This is a genomic window from Leifsonia sp. 466MF, assembly GCF_900100265.1.
Lineage (GTDB): Bacteria > Actinomycetota > Actinomycetes > Actinomycetales > Microbacteriaceae > Leifsonia.
In genome coordinates this window covers 839,533-855,513 of record NZ_LT629696.1, presented here as the reverse complement: position 1 = coordinate 855,513, position 15,981 = coordinate 839,533, and the positions used below count along the sequence as shown (strand labels likewise).

General features: G+C 65.4%; 10 protein-coding genes and 1 tRNA gene. 5 read left to right on the top strand and 6 right to left on the bottom strand.

Going from position 1 to position 15,981, the window contains the following annotated elements; genetic code table 11:
- Positions 1-56: 56 nt before the first annotated feature.
- The 3 genes from BLR91_RS04050 (at position 57) to BLR91_RS04040 (ending at position 3,281) form a co-directional block, all read left to right on the top strand.
- Positions 57-129: transfer RNA gene (locus BLR91_RS04050), tRNA-Lys, on the top strand.
- 66 nt (positions 130-195) lie between these two features.
- Complete coding sequence (locus tag BLR91_RS04045; RefSeq protein WP_089876907.1) at positions 196-798, top strand: hypothetical protein; 603 nt, start codon at positions 196-198, stop codon at positions 796-798.
- Between the two features lie 242 nt (positions 799-1,040).
- Positions 1,041-3,281, top strand: a complete 2,241-nt coding sequence (locus BLR91_RS04040) for a CBM35 domain-containing protein (protein WP_231918817.1) — start codon at positions 1,041-1,043, stop codon at positions 3,279-3,281.
- Positions 3,282-3,420: 139 nt separating this feature from the next.
- Here BLR91_RS04040 and BLR91_RS04035 read toward each other — a convergent pair whose 3' ends face one another.
- Both BLR91_RS04035 and BLR91_RS04030 read right to left on the bottom strand, forming a co-directional pair.
- Positions 3,421-3,963 carry a hypothetical protein gene (locus BLR91_RS04035; protein ID WP_089876909.1) on the bottom strand — a complete coding sequence of 181 codons (543 nt, stop codon included), beginning with the start codon at positions 3,961-3,963 and terminating at the stop codon, positions 3,421-3,423.
- Positions 3,947-4,441: a hypothetical protein gene (locus BLR91_RS04030; protein ID WP_157694666.1), complete on the bottom strand. Its 495-nt coding sequence runs from the start codon at positions 4,439-4,441 to the stop codon at positions 3,947-3,949. The genes BLR91_RS04035 and BLR91_RS04030 overlap by 17 nt, the downstream gene beginning before the upstream one ends.
- Before the next feature lie 89 nt (positions 4,442-4,530).
- Here BLR91_RS04030 and BLR91_RS04025 point away from each other — a divergent pair, with 89 nt between their 5' ends.
- Together BLR91_RS04025 and BLR91_RS04020 are read left to right on the top strand one after the other, a co-directional pair.
- On the top strand, positions 4,531-5,067 hold the full coding sequence (locus tag BLR91_RS04025) for a barstar family protein (RefSeq protein WP_231918816.1): 537 nt from the start codon (positions 4,531-4,533) through the stop codon (positions 5,065-5,067).
- Complete coding sequence (locus tag BLR91_RS04020) at positions 5,064-5,465, top strand: hypothetical protein (protein WP_089876912.1); 402 nt, start codon at positions 5,064-5,066, stop codon at positions 5,463-5,465. Before BLR91_RS04025 ends, BLR91_RS04020 begins: the two co-directional genes overlap by 4 nt.
- A gap of 12 nt (positions 5,466-5,477) precedes the next feature.
- On the opposite strand, the gene BLR91_RS04015 is transcribed toward BLR91_RS04020, so the two are convergent.
- From BLR91_RS04015 to BLR91_RS04005, 4 genes are all read right to left on the bottom strand, one after another.
- Positions 5,478-5,897 (bottom strand): hypothetical protein, encoded by a 420-nt coding sequence (locus BLR91_RS04015; protein ID WP_231918815.1) that lies wholly within the window; start codon positions 5,895-5,897, stop codon positions 5,478-5,480.
- 44 nt (positions 5,898-5,941) lie between these two features.
- Positions 5,942-6,283, bottom strand: coding sequence for a hypothetical protein (locus BLR91_RS19945; RefSeq protein WP_157694667.1), 342 nt, complete (start codon positions 6,281-6,283; stop codon positions 5,942-5,944).
- A gap of 85 nt (positions 6,284-6,368) precedes the next feature.
- Positions 6,369-12,683 carry an RHS repeat domain-containing protein gene (locus tag BLR91_RS04010; protein WP_089876914.1) on the bottom strand — a complete coding sequence of 2,105 codons (6,315 nt, stop codon included), beginning with the start codon at positions 12,681-12,683 and terminating at the stop codon, positions 6,369-6,371.
- A 28-nt stretch (positions 12,684-12,711) separates the two neighbouring features.
- Complete coding sequence (locus BLR91_RS04005) at positions 12,712-15,909, bottom strand: LamG-like jellyroll fold domain-containing protein (RefSeq protein WP_157694668.1); 3,198 nt, start codon at positions 15,907-15,909, stop codon at positions 12,712-12,714.
- Positions 15,910-15,981: the final 72 nt, after the last annotated feature.

Below are 15,981 nucleotides of genomic sequence, written 5' to 3'. Positions count from 1 at the left end.
CCCCCTATTCTGCCCCCGCCGCGGGACGGGGTGAATCCACGCTAGATTGGAGGTGAGGGCCTGTAGCTCAGTTGGCAGAGCATCGGACTTTTAATCCGCGGGTCGTGGGTTCGAGCCCCACCGGGCCCACCCTCGTCATGACGCGACTGACTCGCGACCCGGAGCCCGAACGATCCGACATGACAGTATGAACGCATGGCGTCGCGCGCGAAGATCCGCTCAAACCTGAAGGTCGGCGTCAGTGGCGAAAAGATCATGAGGATCCGTCGGCGATCGCGTCCGGGCTACACCATCGATGGATTCGTCCTCGCTGTCGGACGACAGTGGGTGCTGCTCTCGCAGACGACCGCGGGTGGCTACCTGGACGGCTATGCGGCGATTCGAATCAGCGACGTCAAGAGCGTGCGGCCGGATCGGTCGTTTCAGTCGGAGTTCGCCAAGTCCGCGCCCGAATGGCCCCCAGCGCTGCCTCCCGTCAGCACGCAACCCGACCTCGACGGCACCAAACGGATGCTGCGATCGCTCCTCGTCACGGGTCACCTGGTTGGCATCGAGCGGGACCGTCGACTCGACGGAATGTGGATAGGCGTACCGGGCGGCCTGACGAAGAAGTTCCTTTATCTCTGGGAAGCCACTCCCCAAGCCACCTGGGACAAAGGGGCTCTGGGTTACAAACTCAAGACCATCACGACGGTGATCTTCGGCGATCACTATCAGACCGCCCTCGCGGCGATGGCGGGGGAACCACCGGCTGAAGCGGCGAGAGACTGGCTGCATGATGTCGAAAAGATCCGCTGAGGGCATCGGGTCGTAACGCCTGCTCACGGCTCAGGTACCGCTGAGTCCGTTCCTCGAACCGGTTCGACGCACGTGCCTAACGCCAGACTCGACGCGGAGATTTACGCGGCCATCCGGTCAAATGTTGCGCGAAACAACATCTATTGGCGGCGCAAAGCGCTTGCGCTAAGGTGACTATCGAACCGGTTCGACAATGCGGTGCCGAAGGCCGTCACCGTTTTGATGCGAAGGAGCATCCGACCATGTCACTCACCCACTCGACCCTCACGAGCAGGCGATCTCGCCGCCGGTCCCCCCTGTTGCGCATCTCTGTCGCGGGCGCTGCAGCCGCTTCTCTGGTCGCTGCCGGAGCAGCGCTTCCTGCCGTCGCGGCAATCGGAGGAAACACCCTCTCCATCGACGCGGCGTCGGTCGTGCGTCCCGTCACGCATGTCGCCGCCGGCGGCCTGTACGGTCTCGCGACCGCGAGCACGCCCGATCCCGCCTCGTTGCTGCCGCTGCACGTGAACCAGTTCACCCAGCCGGCACCGGGCGTCCAGCAGTTGGGGAACGGCGCGACCACTCCATCCGGCGACGCGCTCAAGGTCGCGCCGTCGCTGATCTCCGCGGGAGGCCAGGAGACCGTCCGCATGCCGGATATCTACCCGGACTGGCCGTACAAGTGGGTCAGCTGGAGCGACTACCTGTCGAAGGTCGACACGATGGTCCAGGCGCGCGTCTCGGCCTCCTCCACAACAAACATCAACGGGTGGGAGCTGTGGAACGAGCCGGACGGCACCTGGAACACCTCGGCGGCAGGTCCGTTCAACGACGGCTGGTCGCGCATCTATAACGAAGTCAAGAAGTACGACACCGTCACTCCGATCGTCGGCCCGAGCATCTCCAGCTACAACCACGACTGGATGACCAGCTTCCTCACCGCCGCGAAGAACGCCGGCACCGTGCCGGATGTCATCAGCTGGCACCTGTGGAGCTCCGACGCCCTGCCCGGCGAACTGGCCGACCTGCGCGGGATCGAGAGCTCACTCGGCATCTCGCCGCGCCCGGTGTCGATCAACGAGTGCGCCTGGCCCGACCAGGTGGATGTGCCCGCATCATCGCTGCGCTACCTCGCGACCTTCGAGCGCGCCACCGATGTCCGTGACGCCGAACGCGCCTACTGGTACGAGTCCGGCACGATGAACGGCCTGTTCGTCAACGGGCAGCCGACCGGCACCTACTGGCTCTACAAGTGGTACGGCGACATGACCGGCAACATGGTGTCCGTGGCCCAGAACGGCCTGCAGGACGGCATCGCCTCACTGGACACGACCCGCAAGATCCTCACGGCCGTCGTGGGCGGCGCAACCGGCGACAACACCGTGTCGGTGAAGAACCTCAGCGGCTTCGGCTCGTCGGTCGCGGTCACCGTGCTCTCCACGCCGGACTCCGGCCGCCTGCACGCCGTGTCCGCTCCGACGACCATCTGGTCGGGATCCCTCACGGTCGCCAACGGAGCCATCAGCGTCCCGCTCACCGGGCAGGACCCGGGCGCCGCGTACGAGATCGTCGTCACGCCGACCAGCGGACCGGTCACCTCGTACCAGCAGACGTACGAGGCAGAGAACGCCTCCGTGGTCAACGGCATCCGCTACTCCTCCTCCGCCGCATCCAACGGCGGATACGTCGGCGGCCTGGACAACAGCGGCGACATGCGGAACGACAGCTTCGTCGACTTCCTGGTCAACGTCCCGGTCGCGGCCGACTACAGTCTGTCGATCCGCTACGCCAACGGCACGGGTGCCACCTCCACCCAGGGCATCGCCTACGACGGCGGCGCCTGGAGCACGGTCAGCTATCCCGCGACCGGCGGATGGGGCGCCCAAGGGAAATTCGCGACGGTCTCCGGACCGACCCTCCACCTCACCGCCGGATACAACATGATCCGGCTCGCGAAGGGGTCGCCGTACTTCGCCGGCGGCACCGGTTACGCCGAGCTCGACTCCATCTCCCTGTCCACGACCGCGGCCGTCCCCGGCTGGTCGCAGCCGTCGAATCCGCCCGCGGCGACCTTCGTGCAGCGGCTGGAGGCGGAATCCGGTACCGTCTCCGGCGGCAACGTCATCGCCTCGTCGAACGCGTCCGGCGGAAGCTTCGTCGGCGGACTCGACTCCTCCACCAGCTCCGTGACCTTCCGCCCCAACGTCCCCACCGCCGGCACCTACCGGCTCCAGCTGGGCTACGCCAACGACGGGGGTTACACGCAGAACGGGACGCTGGATGCGGTGGTCGGGCTCTCCGTGAACGGTGGACCCGCGACGAACGTGACCCTCCCCGTCACGGGGCCGTGGGGTGCGAACGGCGGATCCTTCCCGGTGGCGACCACGACGGTGCAGCTCAACGCAGGCACGAACACGGTCACGATCGCCCACCAGGCGAACCAGAATTACGCGGAGCTCGACTACGCGCAGTTCTCCTCCCCGGCGGGTGCGGTCGTCCGGTAAGGGACACCGCTTCTCGAGCGGCGCCTGTCGCCCCCAGCACGACAGGCGCCGCCCGGAAGGGCCGGACCCGCGACATCGGGTCCGGCCCTTCGCTTGTTCGATGCTGGCGCGGGACAAGCTCTTGCCCGCCGCGGAACGTTCAGTCGACCGATCGTGTCGGGAAACGGCTCTCAAAAGTCTCGAGCGCCCGAAGAGCAGCAGGGCGGAGGCTCTCAATCTGCTGAAGCGCAAACGATCTGAACTCCTCGAGCGCCCGATCGATGTCGGGTTCGTAGCCGAGGAGGAAGGCTCGAGGGCCCGCAAGGATCGAATAGTCGTCGACGGTTGAGAGCAGCGCGATGGCATGGTCCGGCGCCAAGAGCATCATGTTGAGGCCGAAGAACTCGTCGCTGCAGGCGTGGAGCTCCGATTGCGTCACGTCAACCTCGAAGGCCATCGTCGTCGGGTCCACAAACGCATCGTCATTCGACACGGCGATGTAGCCCCCGATGCCGTGCACGGCGCTCGCTCTGATGATGCGCTCGATCTGGTCGGGGTCGATCCGCGATGCAGCCTCCTGTGCGAGAACGAAGGAACCCGTCGCGGACAGCCACTCGGCGCGGAGGTCGTAGGGGCCGTCGGCGGCAGCGTCCCTCAGGCCGACGACGGCCTGGAGGCGATCGGGGTCAGTGATGCGCTGCACGAGTGTCCAGCGTCTTCCGAAGGACGAGCACCATCGCCACGCCCACGCAGAAGCCCGCTCCCGCCGCGAACAGGCCCACACCGTTCGTCCACGCCCGGGAGAAGATCAGAGCGAAGCCTCCCGCTGCCAGCAAACCGTAGGCGATTGACAGCGCGATCCCGGAGCGCCACCATGCGGGCGCCCGCCGCTCAGACCAGTCGACCGCCCAGCGCAGCCCGAGCCCGAGTGCCAAGCCGAGCAGCATCGACGTCGGAATTGTCCAGATGAACAGGAATAACAGGTAGAAGCCCGCGACCAGGGGCGGAGTCCACCCCAACGGCGGCGCCATCGCCGTCCCGTGGATGAGCACGCCGAGGCCGGTGCACAAAGCGATCGAGTACCAGACGAAAGGTCCCCATCTCCTCCGGTGGCGGGTGGCAGGCCCCGACGGTGTCGTCGCCGCCTCCTCGGCCCGGCCGGAGGTTCGTGGGTCGCTCACACGCCAGAATCTACACCGGAGCCGCGATGACTCTTGGAGCAGTGGCCGTCGCTTGCTCGACGGCGTCTCGTGCGAGATAGGTTTCTCTCGTGGCTGTGTGGGAAGCGGACGATCAGGATCCCGGATTCCAACTGGCCAGGAACGGATTCGTGACGAAGTTCCACTCGGCGGCCGTCGTCGATGAGTCGCTCGCCTCCTTCCGGTCGGCCGGCTACCGCGTCGTCCGGCTGGATACCGCATCCTGGACCGACGAAGCCGACCTTCACGAGGCGCTGAGTACCGCCCTCGACTTCCCCGCCTACTACGGCCGCAACTTCTCCGCGCTGTCCGACTGCCTCCAGGACGTCGCCGAGCAGGCCTACGGATGGACGAAGGCCGACACGGGACTCATCATCGAACTCGACCACCTCGACCGGTTCCGCGCGACGATGCCGGCCGCCTGTCGGATCCTGCTCGACATCCTCGTCGACACGGCTCGTCTCGGAGCACTCCTCGGCAACCGGATCCTGTGCGTGATCCGGTCGGACGACCCGCTGCTGGATGTCGGACCGGTCGGTGGCGCGGAGCCCCCGTGGAGCCCATGCGAGTGGCTCCTCTCCGACCGCGTGGACGGGGCCGCGCCGTGAGCGCGACCCCCGCGCACAGCGCAGCGATCGACGAGCTGCGGGCTCTCCCCGAGCTGTCGTGGGGTCAGACCGCTCTGCTGAGCTGTCTCGAGCGTCTCCGTTCGGGCGGCCCGACTTCAGCGGAGGAGGTCACCGTCGTCGACGCGTGGGCGTTCGACGATGGCTTCTGTGTCGTCTACGGATCGCCCTGGGGTCCCACCGCGGGGCTACCTGTCACGGCAACCGGCGAGCAATACTCCGGTGCGTACACCGATCAACCGACGGCGGAGGAGTTCGGGACGGACATCGCTGACTTCAGCATCGCCGAGCCGCTAGGGCGCGTCGCCGATGGACTCGTGTTCGATGCCGGCGGTGTGGGCTGGTGGGGTGATCCCCCGTTTTCCAGACGGGTCAGTTGACCGCCATGCCACTCAGTACCAGGTGCCGCCCCCGTCTTCGGCGGGTTCAGCTCGGTAGTCGAAGAGTGTCCACATCTCGTCGTTGAACCTGCGCCCAGCGCGTAGCGGCAGGTGCGTGGTCCACCAGCCCTTGCCGGGCGCAACCGGTGTCGGAGTGAGCAGCCGCCGGAATTGCTCATCCAAGTCATCGACCTGGCGAGCGAACTCTTCGAACTCCGGGAACCGTTGAGCGGTCGGATCGCGGAGAACCTGTTCGATGAAGTCTCGGGGCGCGAGATCGTTGAAGTACTCGGCAACGTAGTCATTATAGACGTCTGCAACGTTGGTAATGATCGCGTAATAGTCGTGGAGCAGGCTAGCGGGGTCGCGCTTCTTGCCCGTCCCCGGGTACGGCCGCACGACGTTCTCCACGTAGGTCGCGAATTCAGACACGCGTGGAGGATACCCGCACAGGTGCCCTGCCGCCGCGATGACTCTCAGGCGGAATGGACGACCGCTCGCGAGGACGTCAAAAACAGCGCCATCGCCACGCCCGCGCCGAACGCAACGCCCAGGGCGACGAAGCCGACGCCATTAGTCCAGAGGTGGGAGAAGATCAAATAGAACCCTCCTGAAAGCAGAAGCCCGTAGGAGAGAGACACTAAGAGCCGCGTGCGCCACGACGAGAGTACTCGTCCACCATACCGTCGGACGGTCAGCCTCAGCGCAAACCCCACGGCCAGCCCTACTAGTAGAGAGGTAGGGAGCGTCCAGATAACAAGAAACAGCCCGTAAAATCCCACCACCAAGTTCGGCGTCACCCCGAGCGGCGGTGCCATGGCTATCCCATGTATGAAAACGCCGAGTCCGACACTAAGGACAATAGACCACCAGATGGGGGCCCGAAGGTCCGTCTCGTATCGGTTATCGTCCATTGATCAGGTCTCTCAAATTCGCGGCTTGCTGGTCCCAGGTCGGCTGATTCAGCTTAAGTAGCTGTATGCCAATTTGCACACCCCCATCACCGCCGCCGAGTGCTCGCGCAGTACGACGGAGATAGACATCGCTTCCGTACTGCACTGCGGAGAATTCGATGGTAGATCCCGGAGGATCAAAATAGCCCTCAGATGCGACAGTAAAGGTTACGCTCGTTGCGGTGGTCGAGACGACTACGTCGCCCTCAGATGTGAACCAATTGCCTAAAGCCTTCAGATGACATGTCGCCCCGTCAGTGAAGGATTCGCACCCGCTAACAGGGAATGGGAATATACGCTGAGGGTTTTTCTTGAAGATGTCCATGACATCTTGGGCACCGAGCGCGTCCGTGATGTAGCTGTCATAAACGTAGCCATACCCATCTGGCGAACAGTGCCTGAACTTCGCTGCACCTACGCACACATCGGGAATGTCTTGACCAGGAACGGGCGGCGCCTGTGGCAGAGTTCCAGCACATACGGAGCCATGTATCGCACAATCCAACACCGTTTTTGTGCTCGGAGCGCGCCAATTGTTTCCTCCATCGGCGGCCTTTCCTCGGCTGTTGTTTCCGGTACCTGTGTAAGTGCCCTTATCAGGTCCAGGTGCCGCAGGGTTGTTTCGAGACACGATGGGCTTTGCCCCACCGGACGAGCAGTTGGGTTTGTGATTGAGGGAATCAACCGACCCTACATAGCATTTTCCGTCCGGATCGCTGAAGGAAACAGGGTTGTTGGCGGAGTAACTGTACCCGTTGTTTTGACTCGGGTTGTCCTGCGACAAAACAGGATCGACGGATACGAATCGCCCGATTAGGGGGTCGTAGGCGCGCGCTCCGAGCTGCGTCAGTCCGGAGAAGGGAGATGCCGGTGCGTTCAGGTACCCGTGATCGCTGCCCCAGCCAGTGGAGGCGCCTCGCGGGTTTCCAAAGGGGTCAGCGAATCGTCGCGTGACCGCGCCAGTCGACTGTTGGATAGCCATATCCTGCGTGCCGTTGAGGTCACCCGAAAGCCATGTGACTTTTGAGCCCGACGCCCCGGCCAGGCTCACCCGCTCCGCCACGACGGATCCCGCTATGGCGTAAGTGCGGATGGCGGAGGCGGCAGTGCCTTGCGGAGCAAGGGTCAGCCGCGTTTCGCCTAGATACAGCTGGGCTCCAGACTCGGCATCAACCTGTATCAACACATTCCCGGCCGCGTCGTACACCCTGTTCTGCGCGCCGTTAGGAGTTGACACGACGGAGAGCTTCCCCGACTCATCCCAGCTGAGGGACTGGTCCGCTCGGGTTGTCGTGTTCCCGCTCGCGTCGTACACGTATGCTGCCGCGCCCACGGCAATTGCCGCATGGGGATGAGGCTGCCCGGCTGGCGGGTACGCGTAGGAGGCGGTCAAATCACCAGAAGCGTCGTGCGTAGTCAAAGAAGTGCGGTTACCGGTGGATGGGTCAACACGATAGGACTTCCAGTAGGGCGCCGCTCCGCCGAGTCCCGCCACTGTCGGGTCGGCGGCGCAGTCCGTGGTGCTGGGTGTCCAGGCTTCGGTGAGTGCACGCATGGCGTCGTAGCGGAAGCACTGCGTGTCCGTGCCGGTGAGGCCCGTTGTTTGGATGCTCGTGACATCCCCGGCCGGGTTGCGCTTGTAGAGGCGGTTCGCTTGGGTACCGGAGCCGGTCGGCGTAGACGCGGTGTCGATGACCTGATTGCGCTGCCCGGTGCTCGGGTCGTAGCCGAACGTGGTGTTCATCGTGTACCCGCTGGTGCCCCGCGTGATGGCGGCGAGCTGTCCGGTCGGCGTGTACGAGGTGACCCCGTACATGGTCGCGCCCTGAACGTTGTCGACGCTGCCGATGCCGTTGTACCCGATGCGGATGCGCTCGAGCGGCAGTCCTCCGATCGCCGGTAGGGTGCGCTGCTGCGGGAGACCGGCGTTGTTGTAGGTCATCGTCACCGTGTAGGTGGTGCCGCCGAACGCCGGCGCTCCTGCCGGGATCTTCACCGTGGAGGATGTCGGGTTGTAAAGGTCGTCGTAGCTGTCGGTGGACGTGACGTAGGCGAGTCCCGGAGTGGTTGCCGTCGAGCCGGTGTAGCTCGTCGCCGACGCCGGCTTGCCCTTCGCCGCCGTGTCGTAGGTCCACGATGCCAGCAGCGGGCCGGTTTTCGATCCGGAGCGCTTCTCGGTCTTGCGGTTGAGGTCGTCGTACTTGTAGGCGAGAACCTGACCTCGAGCATCCGTGGTGGAAAGGACGTTACCCGCGAGATCGTAGCTGGAGGTGGTGTGACCGGAGTCAGGGTCGTCGGCGACGATCTGGTTGCCTTGCAGGTCGTACTGCCACGACCACGCGTTTCCTGCCGGGTCCGTCATCCGGGCGAGCTTGCCTGCCGGCGTGTACGCGTAGGAGGTCGTGAGTCCGCTACCGGTCGGAGTGGGCGCCTGGTACTGAGTGAGTGCTGTTTTCTGACCGGCCGAGTTGGTGATCGTACTGGCCGGAGTGCCGCCTGCGGGCGGGGTGACGTTCACCCGCTCTGCTCCGGGGTACCCGGTGGTGGTGCGGTAGCTCTCGTTGCCGTAGGTGTAAAGGATCGACGCGGTTGTGCGCCCGGCGGCGTCGTAGACCGTGTCCGTACGGGAAGGCACCTGCGCCATGCTGGTGGGAATGAACAGGCTGCTCGATGGGGCGGCCGTTGCCCAGTACGGCAATGTGCTCGAAATCGCCCGGCCTTGGGAGTCGTAGGCGGTGTCGGTCATCACACCCCCGCTCTGTACCGCCTTGGCCTGGTGCTGCACGATCCGGCCCAGACCGTCATACAGGTCGTAGGCGGTGATGGTGCTGCCCGGGATGGTGGACTCGGTGGCCACCGTTGAAGCGAGGCTCTGGGACAGGTTGTACGTGTATTTCGTCGACGGGGCAGTCGGATAGGTCGTCTGGGACTTGTTGGGAAGCCACACCCCCGTGCGCCGGCCGAGGGCATCGTAGCTGGCGGACGTGATCTTGTTGTTCTCATCCGTCGCTTTGAGCACGGCGCCCCATGCGGGGTCGAACTCCGTGCTGGAGGTCCAGCCGAGTGGGTTGGTGACGACCACCTTGGTCGTCGGCCCGCCGGTGCCGGCCGGCGTGTACGCCGTCTTGGTGATCCGGTTGAGGGCGTCCGTGACCTGCACAGTCCGGCCCATCGCGTCATAGCCGGTCGTGGCGATGGTCGACCACGTCTTCGAAGTTCCGGTCATCGACGTGACGGTTTCGACCGTGGTCGGGTCACCGGTCGTCGGAGCCGCTCCTGGAGCTTGGCCGTCATAACTCGTGCGCACATCGCTGATGAGCCGGTCGGCCTCCGCTGTGGCTGCCTGGTCACACGTCCCTGCAGTCGTGAGAGATTCCGCCACGCTTCCGATGAGGTAGCGGCTGGTGTTCGCCGGCGCGTACGTGGTGGTGACGCACGTCGCCGGCGCGTCCGTGTGGGTGGTCTGCACGCTCGTCGGCAGCCCCCAGGTGGGGTCGTAACTCGTTGTCGTGGTCGTGGATCGAGTCCCGCCGGTCGATACGGGCTCGACCACCACGACTTGAGAGTCGCCGGTGTACCACGAGGAATGCACACCGTCATTGGCGGTCGGTGCGGACCCCCACGGCGTGGTGGTCGTCGTCGAGAGGACTGCTCCCCCGACGCCGAGAGTGGCGACCTGTTCGCGGACCTTCCCGGCGAACGGGCGGTAGTCGGGGACGCCACCCACCTGGACGGACTTCACTCCACCCGCGGGTGACGCTTTGTCGCCATCCAATCCGCGGAAGAAGGTGTACTTGGTGACGTTCTGCTCGGACGGCTTCGTCGCCTGTCCGACGCGAACTTCAGTGGTGTCGAAACCAGCGAAGATCGACCAGGTCCGCTTTTCCGCCGGAGCGAGCGGAGAATCGTTGTACCGCCAAGCGGGCGTGCCGTAGACGTAGTACTTCTCGACGGCAGGCGCACCGGCTCCCCCGGTGTTGGGGTTGTCGATGACGCTGGTGACGACGTACTTGTGGAACAGATCCTGTTGGGGCGCCTGCGGTGGCGTCACCGACGGCGACCACCACTGCGGGTAGCAGCGTTTGATGTTCGATTGCGGTGCTGCGAAGATCGCTGCCCGGTCGGCGGGCACGCACTCCTGGGCCGAGTAGTTGACACTGACGGTCGCGCCGAGCTCGGTCTTGATGGATCCGATCCGCCACTTGTCGAGCGGCGCGAGGCCGTCAACAGCCCAGACCCGGTTCTGGAGGACCGCGCCGCCGAAGCTCACCGTCGGCTCGGTCAAGGTGGCGGTACCGGAATAGCCGGTGTGGGTGACACTGTCCAGCCAAAGCGCAGGCGACGTCCCATCGCCCGGAGCGGGGAAGGACTGCTTGAGCGCCCACGAGTCGACGTCCTTGTAGGCACCGGCCGACAGGACCTGCGTCTTCACGGTCGACAGTTTCGACGTGGTCCAGAATGTTGGCGACACCAGGCCTGCGCAGGTGCCGGACGCGCACAGCTGGTCGAACGGGATGTCGGGATAGGAGGCGGCGTTCGCCGGCTTGACGGCGTTGCCGGCCGCCGGCTGCGTGGTGCACTGTGCGCCGCTGCCGTCGGAGCAGCGCCCGTTCTTGTCGTAGCTGAAGAACACCTTGCCCGACGCGGCGTTTGCACCGAAGACGGTGGAAGCGCTGAGGCCGTATTCGATGTGCTCGAGCTCACCGCCGCGCACATAAGCGGTCGCAGTCGACCCGTTCTTCGCGTACATGTTCGTCTGCGCGTTGTAGTAATACGCTTCCGCGTTGCCATGCACGTCGACGACATAGTCGAGGTTCCACCGCCACGCCAGCTGGCAGGATGACGCCGCGAAAGTGTCGGCATGGCACGGCTCGCCCGCGTCGTTGCCGAACACCGGCACCGTCCAGGCCGAATTGGTGGTCGGCTTCCCCGCGACGTATCCGGGGAGCTGGTTCAGCCCGAAGAAGTACTGAGTGCCGTCAGTGGTGACCATCTGCCAGCAGGCGGTGTCGGCGGTGCCGTTGGAGGCGCACGGCGCTCCCTTGTACTCCGTGAAACGCGTGCCGTCGTCGGCGGCGAGGCGGTACTGGTTGGTGGCACCGACCCGGATCAGCTCGCCGGAGTGGCCCGCGAAGGAGACGGTGGCATTCGCGTTCTTGAAGCACAGATCACCGGAGGTCTTCACCGGCCCCGACGCACCGTCGTCCACTGCGCAGCCGACATAGGAGCGCTCGATGAATCCGCTTCCGGCGAGAGACCAGCCCTCACCGATCGCGGATGGCTGGTTGTTGGTCGAGCCCGTGAGCCCATCGACGGACTGAGAGTCGTACGACAGCGCGAGGTCGGGTGCCGGGCCGGCAGGCGCCGGCGGGATTCGCAGCGGATACTTCCAGCTGAATGTCCCGGTTTGCGCTGACACATCCCATTCCGCCGATGGCTTGAGCGACGTAGCTGTGAAATCCCCTGTCCCGGACGCGCCCGTCGCGGTGGCGAGGGCCATCATCAGTACTGGTGCGCGACCGATCGTCGGGGCCGCTGTCACCGTTCCGGACTCGGAATCCACTTCCGACGGAACAGAGGTGGCCTTCCTCCGCAGGTCCTTCCCGGACTTGGGCAGCGCCGTCCCGTCGAGCTGAACCCAGTGGGCGCGGGAGGCGAAGTCCGCGCCATACGCCGCAGCCAGAACCTTCGTCGGAATCCGAACCCCGATCGCCGCCTCGGTCGCAGAACCGTCTGCGCGGCTCAGTTGTACGATCGGGCCGGCCGCGCCGAGCTTCTCGGCACTCGCGGACGGGAGGAACTTCACAGAGACCTTCTCGGCCCGGTCTTTGGCCTTGGCCTTCGCGGTCCCCATCTTGGAAGCTTCGAGCTGCTTGCGCGCATCCGCAGCGGACTGCGTGTCTCCCGCGCTGGCGACCGTGAGTCCGGTGTCGCCGACCGGATGCCACTTCCCGTCGACGACGACGGCGGATCGACCGGTCGTGTCGTCGACCGCGATCGACTCGCCCTTCGCCCCGCCGTCGATATCGACCTGATAGTCGCCCGTTGGCGCGGGGGCGGTGGAGATCGCAGCCGACTCCGGGGGTGTGCCGCCCTTGCCGACGTGCTCTTTCGCGGCAGAGCCGGGCACGACCTTCGCCCACGCCGGAGGTGTCGGCGCCTCAGCGGCGGAGGAAGGCGCGCCCTGCAGGGTGGCTGCGACCAGCGTGGCGATGACGAGGCCGCCGAGCGCCGAGCTGCGAGTTAACCAAGTGGAGAATGTCACGTCGAATCCTCAGTTTCGTTGCAGCGTGTCAGGGAGCGGGGACGGGGACTTGGGACAGCGCGGTCCGTGGCAACGCCACCGGATAGAAAGACACGTCTGCGATCTGCCCGTCGAGGATCTGCAACGGTGTGGATCCCGAGCCGGCGGCCCCGAACACCACCGCCCCCGTCGCCGCCTTGTCGTCGGCCGGTGGGGTGTAGCTGGTCGTGGTCGCCTCAGTGAGGTCCTCGTCGTGAACGACCAGCATGACCTGCTTGTTGATCGCATCCCACACGCCGGAGACGGTCACGAACCGGGGCGTCGCCGGAATCGCTGCACCCTTTGCGCACGCTGTCATGAGGGTCGCGCCCTGGGAGCGGACGCAGAACTGCCAGTAGCCGCCCGAGTTCTGGAGATAGAACCCGGCGTTGGTAGCCCCGCTGGCCGAGACGATCGTCTGGGCTTCGCTCCCACCGTTGGCCTTCACTCGGGCCGAGACCGTGAACGATTTGGTGGTGTCCACCACGCCCGCCGCTGTGGTGGTGGGGACGTAGACCGCGACGAAGCCCCGGCTTCCTTCGACGGCTGCGCCACCCTCACAGGCCGGAACGACGCTGACGAAGTAGTCCGTCCCGATCCGGCAACGGAAGATCTCCCGAGCCTGATACCCCGACGGAACGTCCGCCGCGGTCTTCCAGTCATAGCCGAGCGGGCGACCTGTGAGCCCGGTTCCCTCGCACGTCGCGGACGTGGAGAGCATGTTGCCCACGCCGTACTTGCACGCATAGAGCACTTGCGAGTTCACGGGTTGTTTGCTGCCCGCACCGTATCGGGCGACGTGACCGACGGGGAATTCGAGGGTGTATCCGGGCACCTGTCCCCCGTCTACCTCGGTGGCGTGCCCGACTCCCGCCTTCACGTAGCGATTCAGGGCGGTCAGCCCGACCGACGTCAGCTGCGGATCGTTCTCGCCGGCATCAGTCCCCCAGCCGTTGAAGCTCCCCATCGTGACAGCGGCCGTCCCGATCACATCGGAGAGCCCGACCGGCGGATCCGTGTCCGCCTTCCACAGGTGACCACCGGACAGATCCAGCGGCAGCGTAGCGTCCACCTGCGCGCCTGCCGCGGAGGAGTTGGTCGCCGCATCGAACGACACGTTTCCGGCTTTGTCGTACGCGGCCACCCACAGTGTCGAGGGATTCGCGATCGGCGCAACGGTGACGGTCGCCCCTCCCGAAGCGGAGGCGCAGATCACGCGCACGGTCCCCACCACTCCTGCGCCGCACCCTGGCAACTCCGTGGTGTACGAGGTGACCGGAGCCGCCGGGCTGGAGCTCGTCTTCGCGGTGTCCGTCCACCAGAGTTGGTAGCCGGCGATCTGTTCACCAGGCGCCGGCGTGATGGTGGCCGTCAGAGGCGATCCGATCCGGGCGCCCCCTGACGTATCGATGGAGACCGTCGGTAGTGCCGGCGCGCTCGAGTCGACGACGAAATAGCACCACGGAGAATCCGTCGCGGAGTCCTGGATGTTGTCGCTTCCTCTCGCCGACCACGCGTATTTCTCACCGTCGACGAGCTTCTCCACAGCGCTCAGCGTCGCGGAGGCCGGATCGATCGTGTAGGTCAAGTTGGCGCCCTGAGCCTGGAAGGACGTCGGGGTGGTCTTCACGGCACCGGTCGAGATCCTCTTGAGGAAGAAGTTGGCTGCCGTCAGCTGATCGGTGTCCGGGTCGGTGACGTTCACCTTCATCGTGATCTTCGCTTTCCCGTACACATAGGAGGGATTGTTCGGATCGGTGCTGCAGCCGCGCGAGGGCGCGGTCATTGCGGGATTCGCCGGCTGATTCGGCCGGGAGTTGTAGGTGACCGTGAGTTTTGCATCCCAGCGGAAGTGCTTGCGGGACAGCGAATTCCCTTCGTCGGCGGTCCTGAGGGCCAACACGATGAACGGAGCCGAGTATGTCGCGGCGTCCTGCGCCGTGGGAGTAGCGGAGAACCCGACCCACGCCGGGTTGGGGCTGCACGGACCGCCGTTGTTGTATGCCTGGGCATCGATCGCGCGCACCCATAGGCCGGGGTCGGTGTTCCAGGTGAAGCCGACAGCCGAGCCACCGTACTGCCAGAGCTGGGTCCACGTGCTCGCGCAGCTGTTGGCCCAGTTCTGCACGACATCGAAATGGGCGCTCGAAACAGATTTCCCGGCGAGGAAACTCGTATCGAACCGGTAGAAGGCCCGGGACAGATAGCCGACACCGTTCTGAATGCCGTAGCCAACGCTGTTCTCCGGCGGGTTCAAGTACGCCTGATTCGGGTAGGCCCGGTCTGTGTACCAGTCGTACTGCAGGTATGCGCTCCAGTCCGGGTCGACGTACAGCGGATATGTCACGTCCCCGTCGGTCACGGCTCCGACGTCCAGCACCGACTGCGAGCCGTCCACTGTCGCCTCGACGGCTTTCGGCTCCACCGCCCCCGGTGACTCCGCGCTGGCGCTTTCATGCGACGAATCCCACCACAGTGGCGTTGCGGCGACCACGGGGTCCCCCGACCCGGTGTGGGCCTGCATGGTGTCCGTCTCGGTCGCCATCACCAGCCGAGCGCCCTTGATCGTCAGACGAACCTCGTCCAGCCGCGGGTCGGCTGCCGCATCCGCTGTCTTCACGACCAGGACTTCACGCATACCGGCCTTCGTCGCGGTCACCCTCAGGTCCACGTCCGGCAGGACGTTCGCGAACACGGCAACGCTCTTGCTCACGGTCGGCACCGGAAGATCGCCGTACGGCCAGCTCTCACTGACCCAGTCGCCCGACTCCGACTTCACAGAGACGATGAGCGGGGAACCGCCTTTGCCGATTCGCACCGGCACGGCAGCGACCTTCGGTTCGTAGCCGCTTTCCTTCTCGACAAGTGTCGTATCCACAGCAGTCCAGACGCCGCCGACTTCCGCCTGTTCGGGCACCTGGCTGCTCACTGCCTCCATGTACCCGTCAGGGCGCGCCTTGACCAGGACGTTCGGCGATGACTGGTCTGCGACGACGACCTCGTGGTTGTGGGTTGCGGCCACCTCACGGGCCTCCGCCTCGGACTCGACCTGCTGAGAGTCGGCAGGCGCCTCAGCGGCCGGCGCGCTGTCCATGGCTTGCGCCGGCTGTGGGGCGGCGAGCGATCCGGCCCCGAATGCGACGCACAGGCCCGCGGCGAGCAGAAAAGCGGGCATCCGGTATGAACCGGCAGCAGAGAACAACTTCACGAAAAATCCCCCCGAGACACTGGCCGCCCCCGGCGGCCAAGCCACACCCTAGCCGCCCGGCGAATTCTTAAT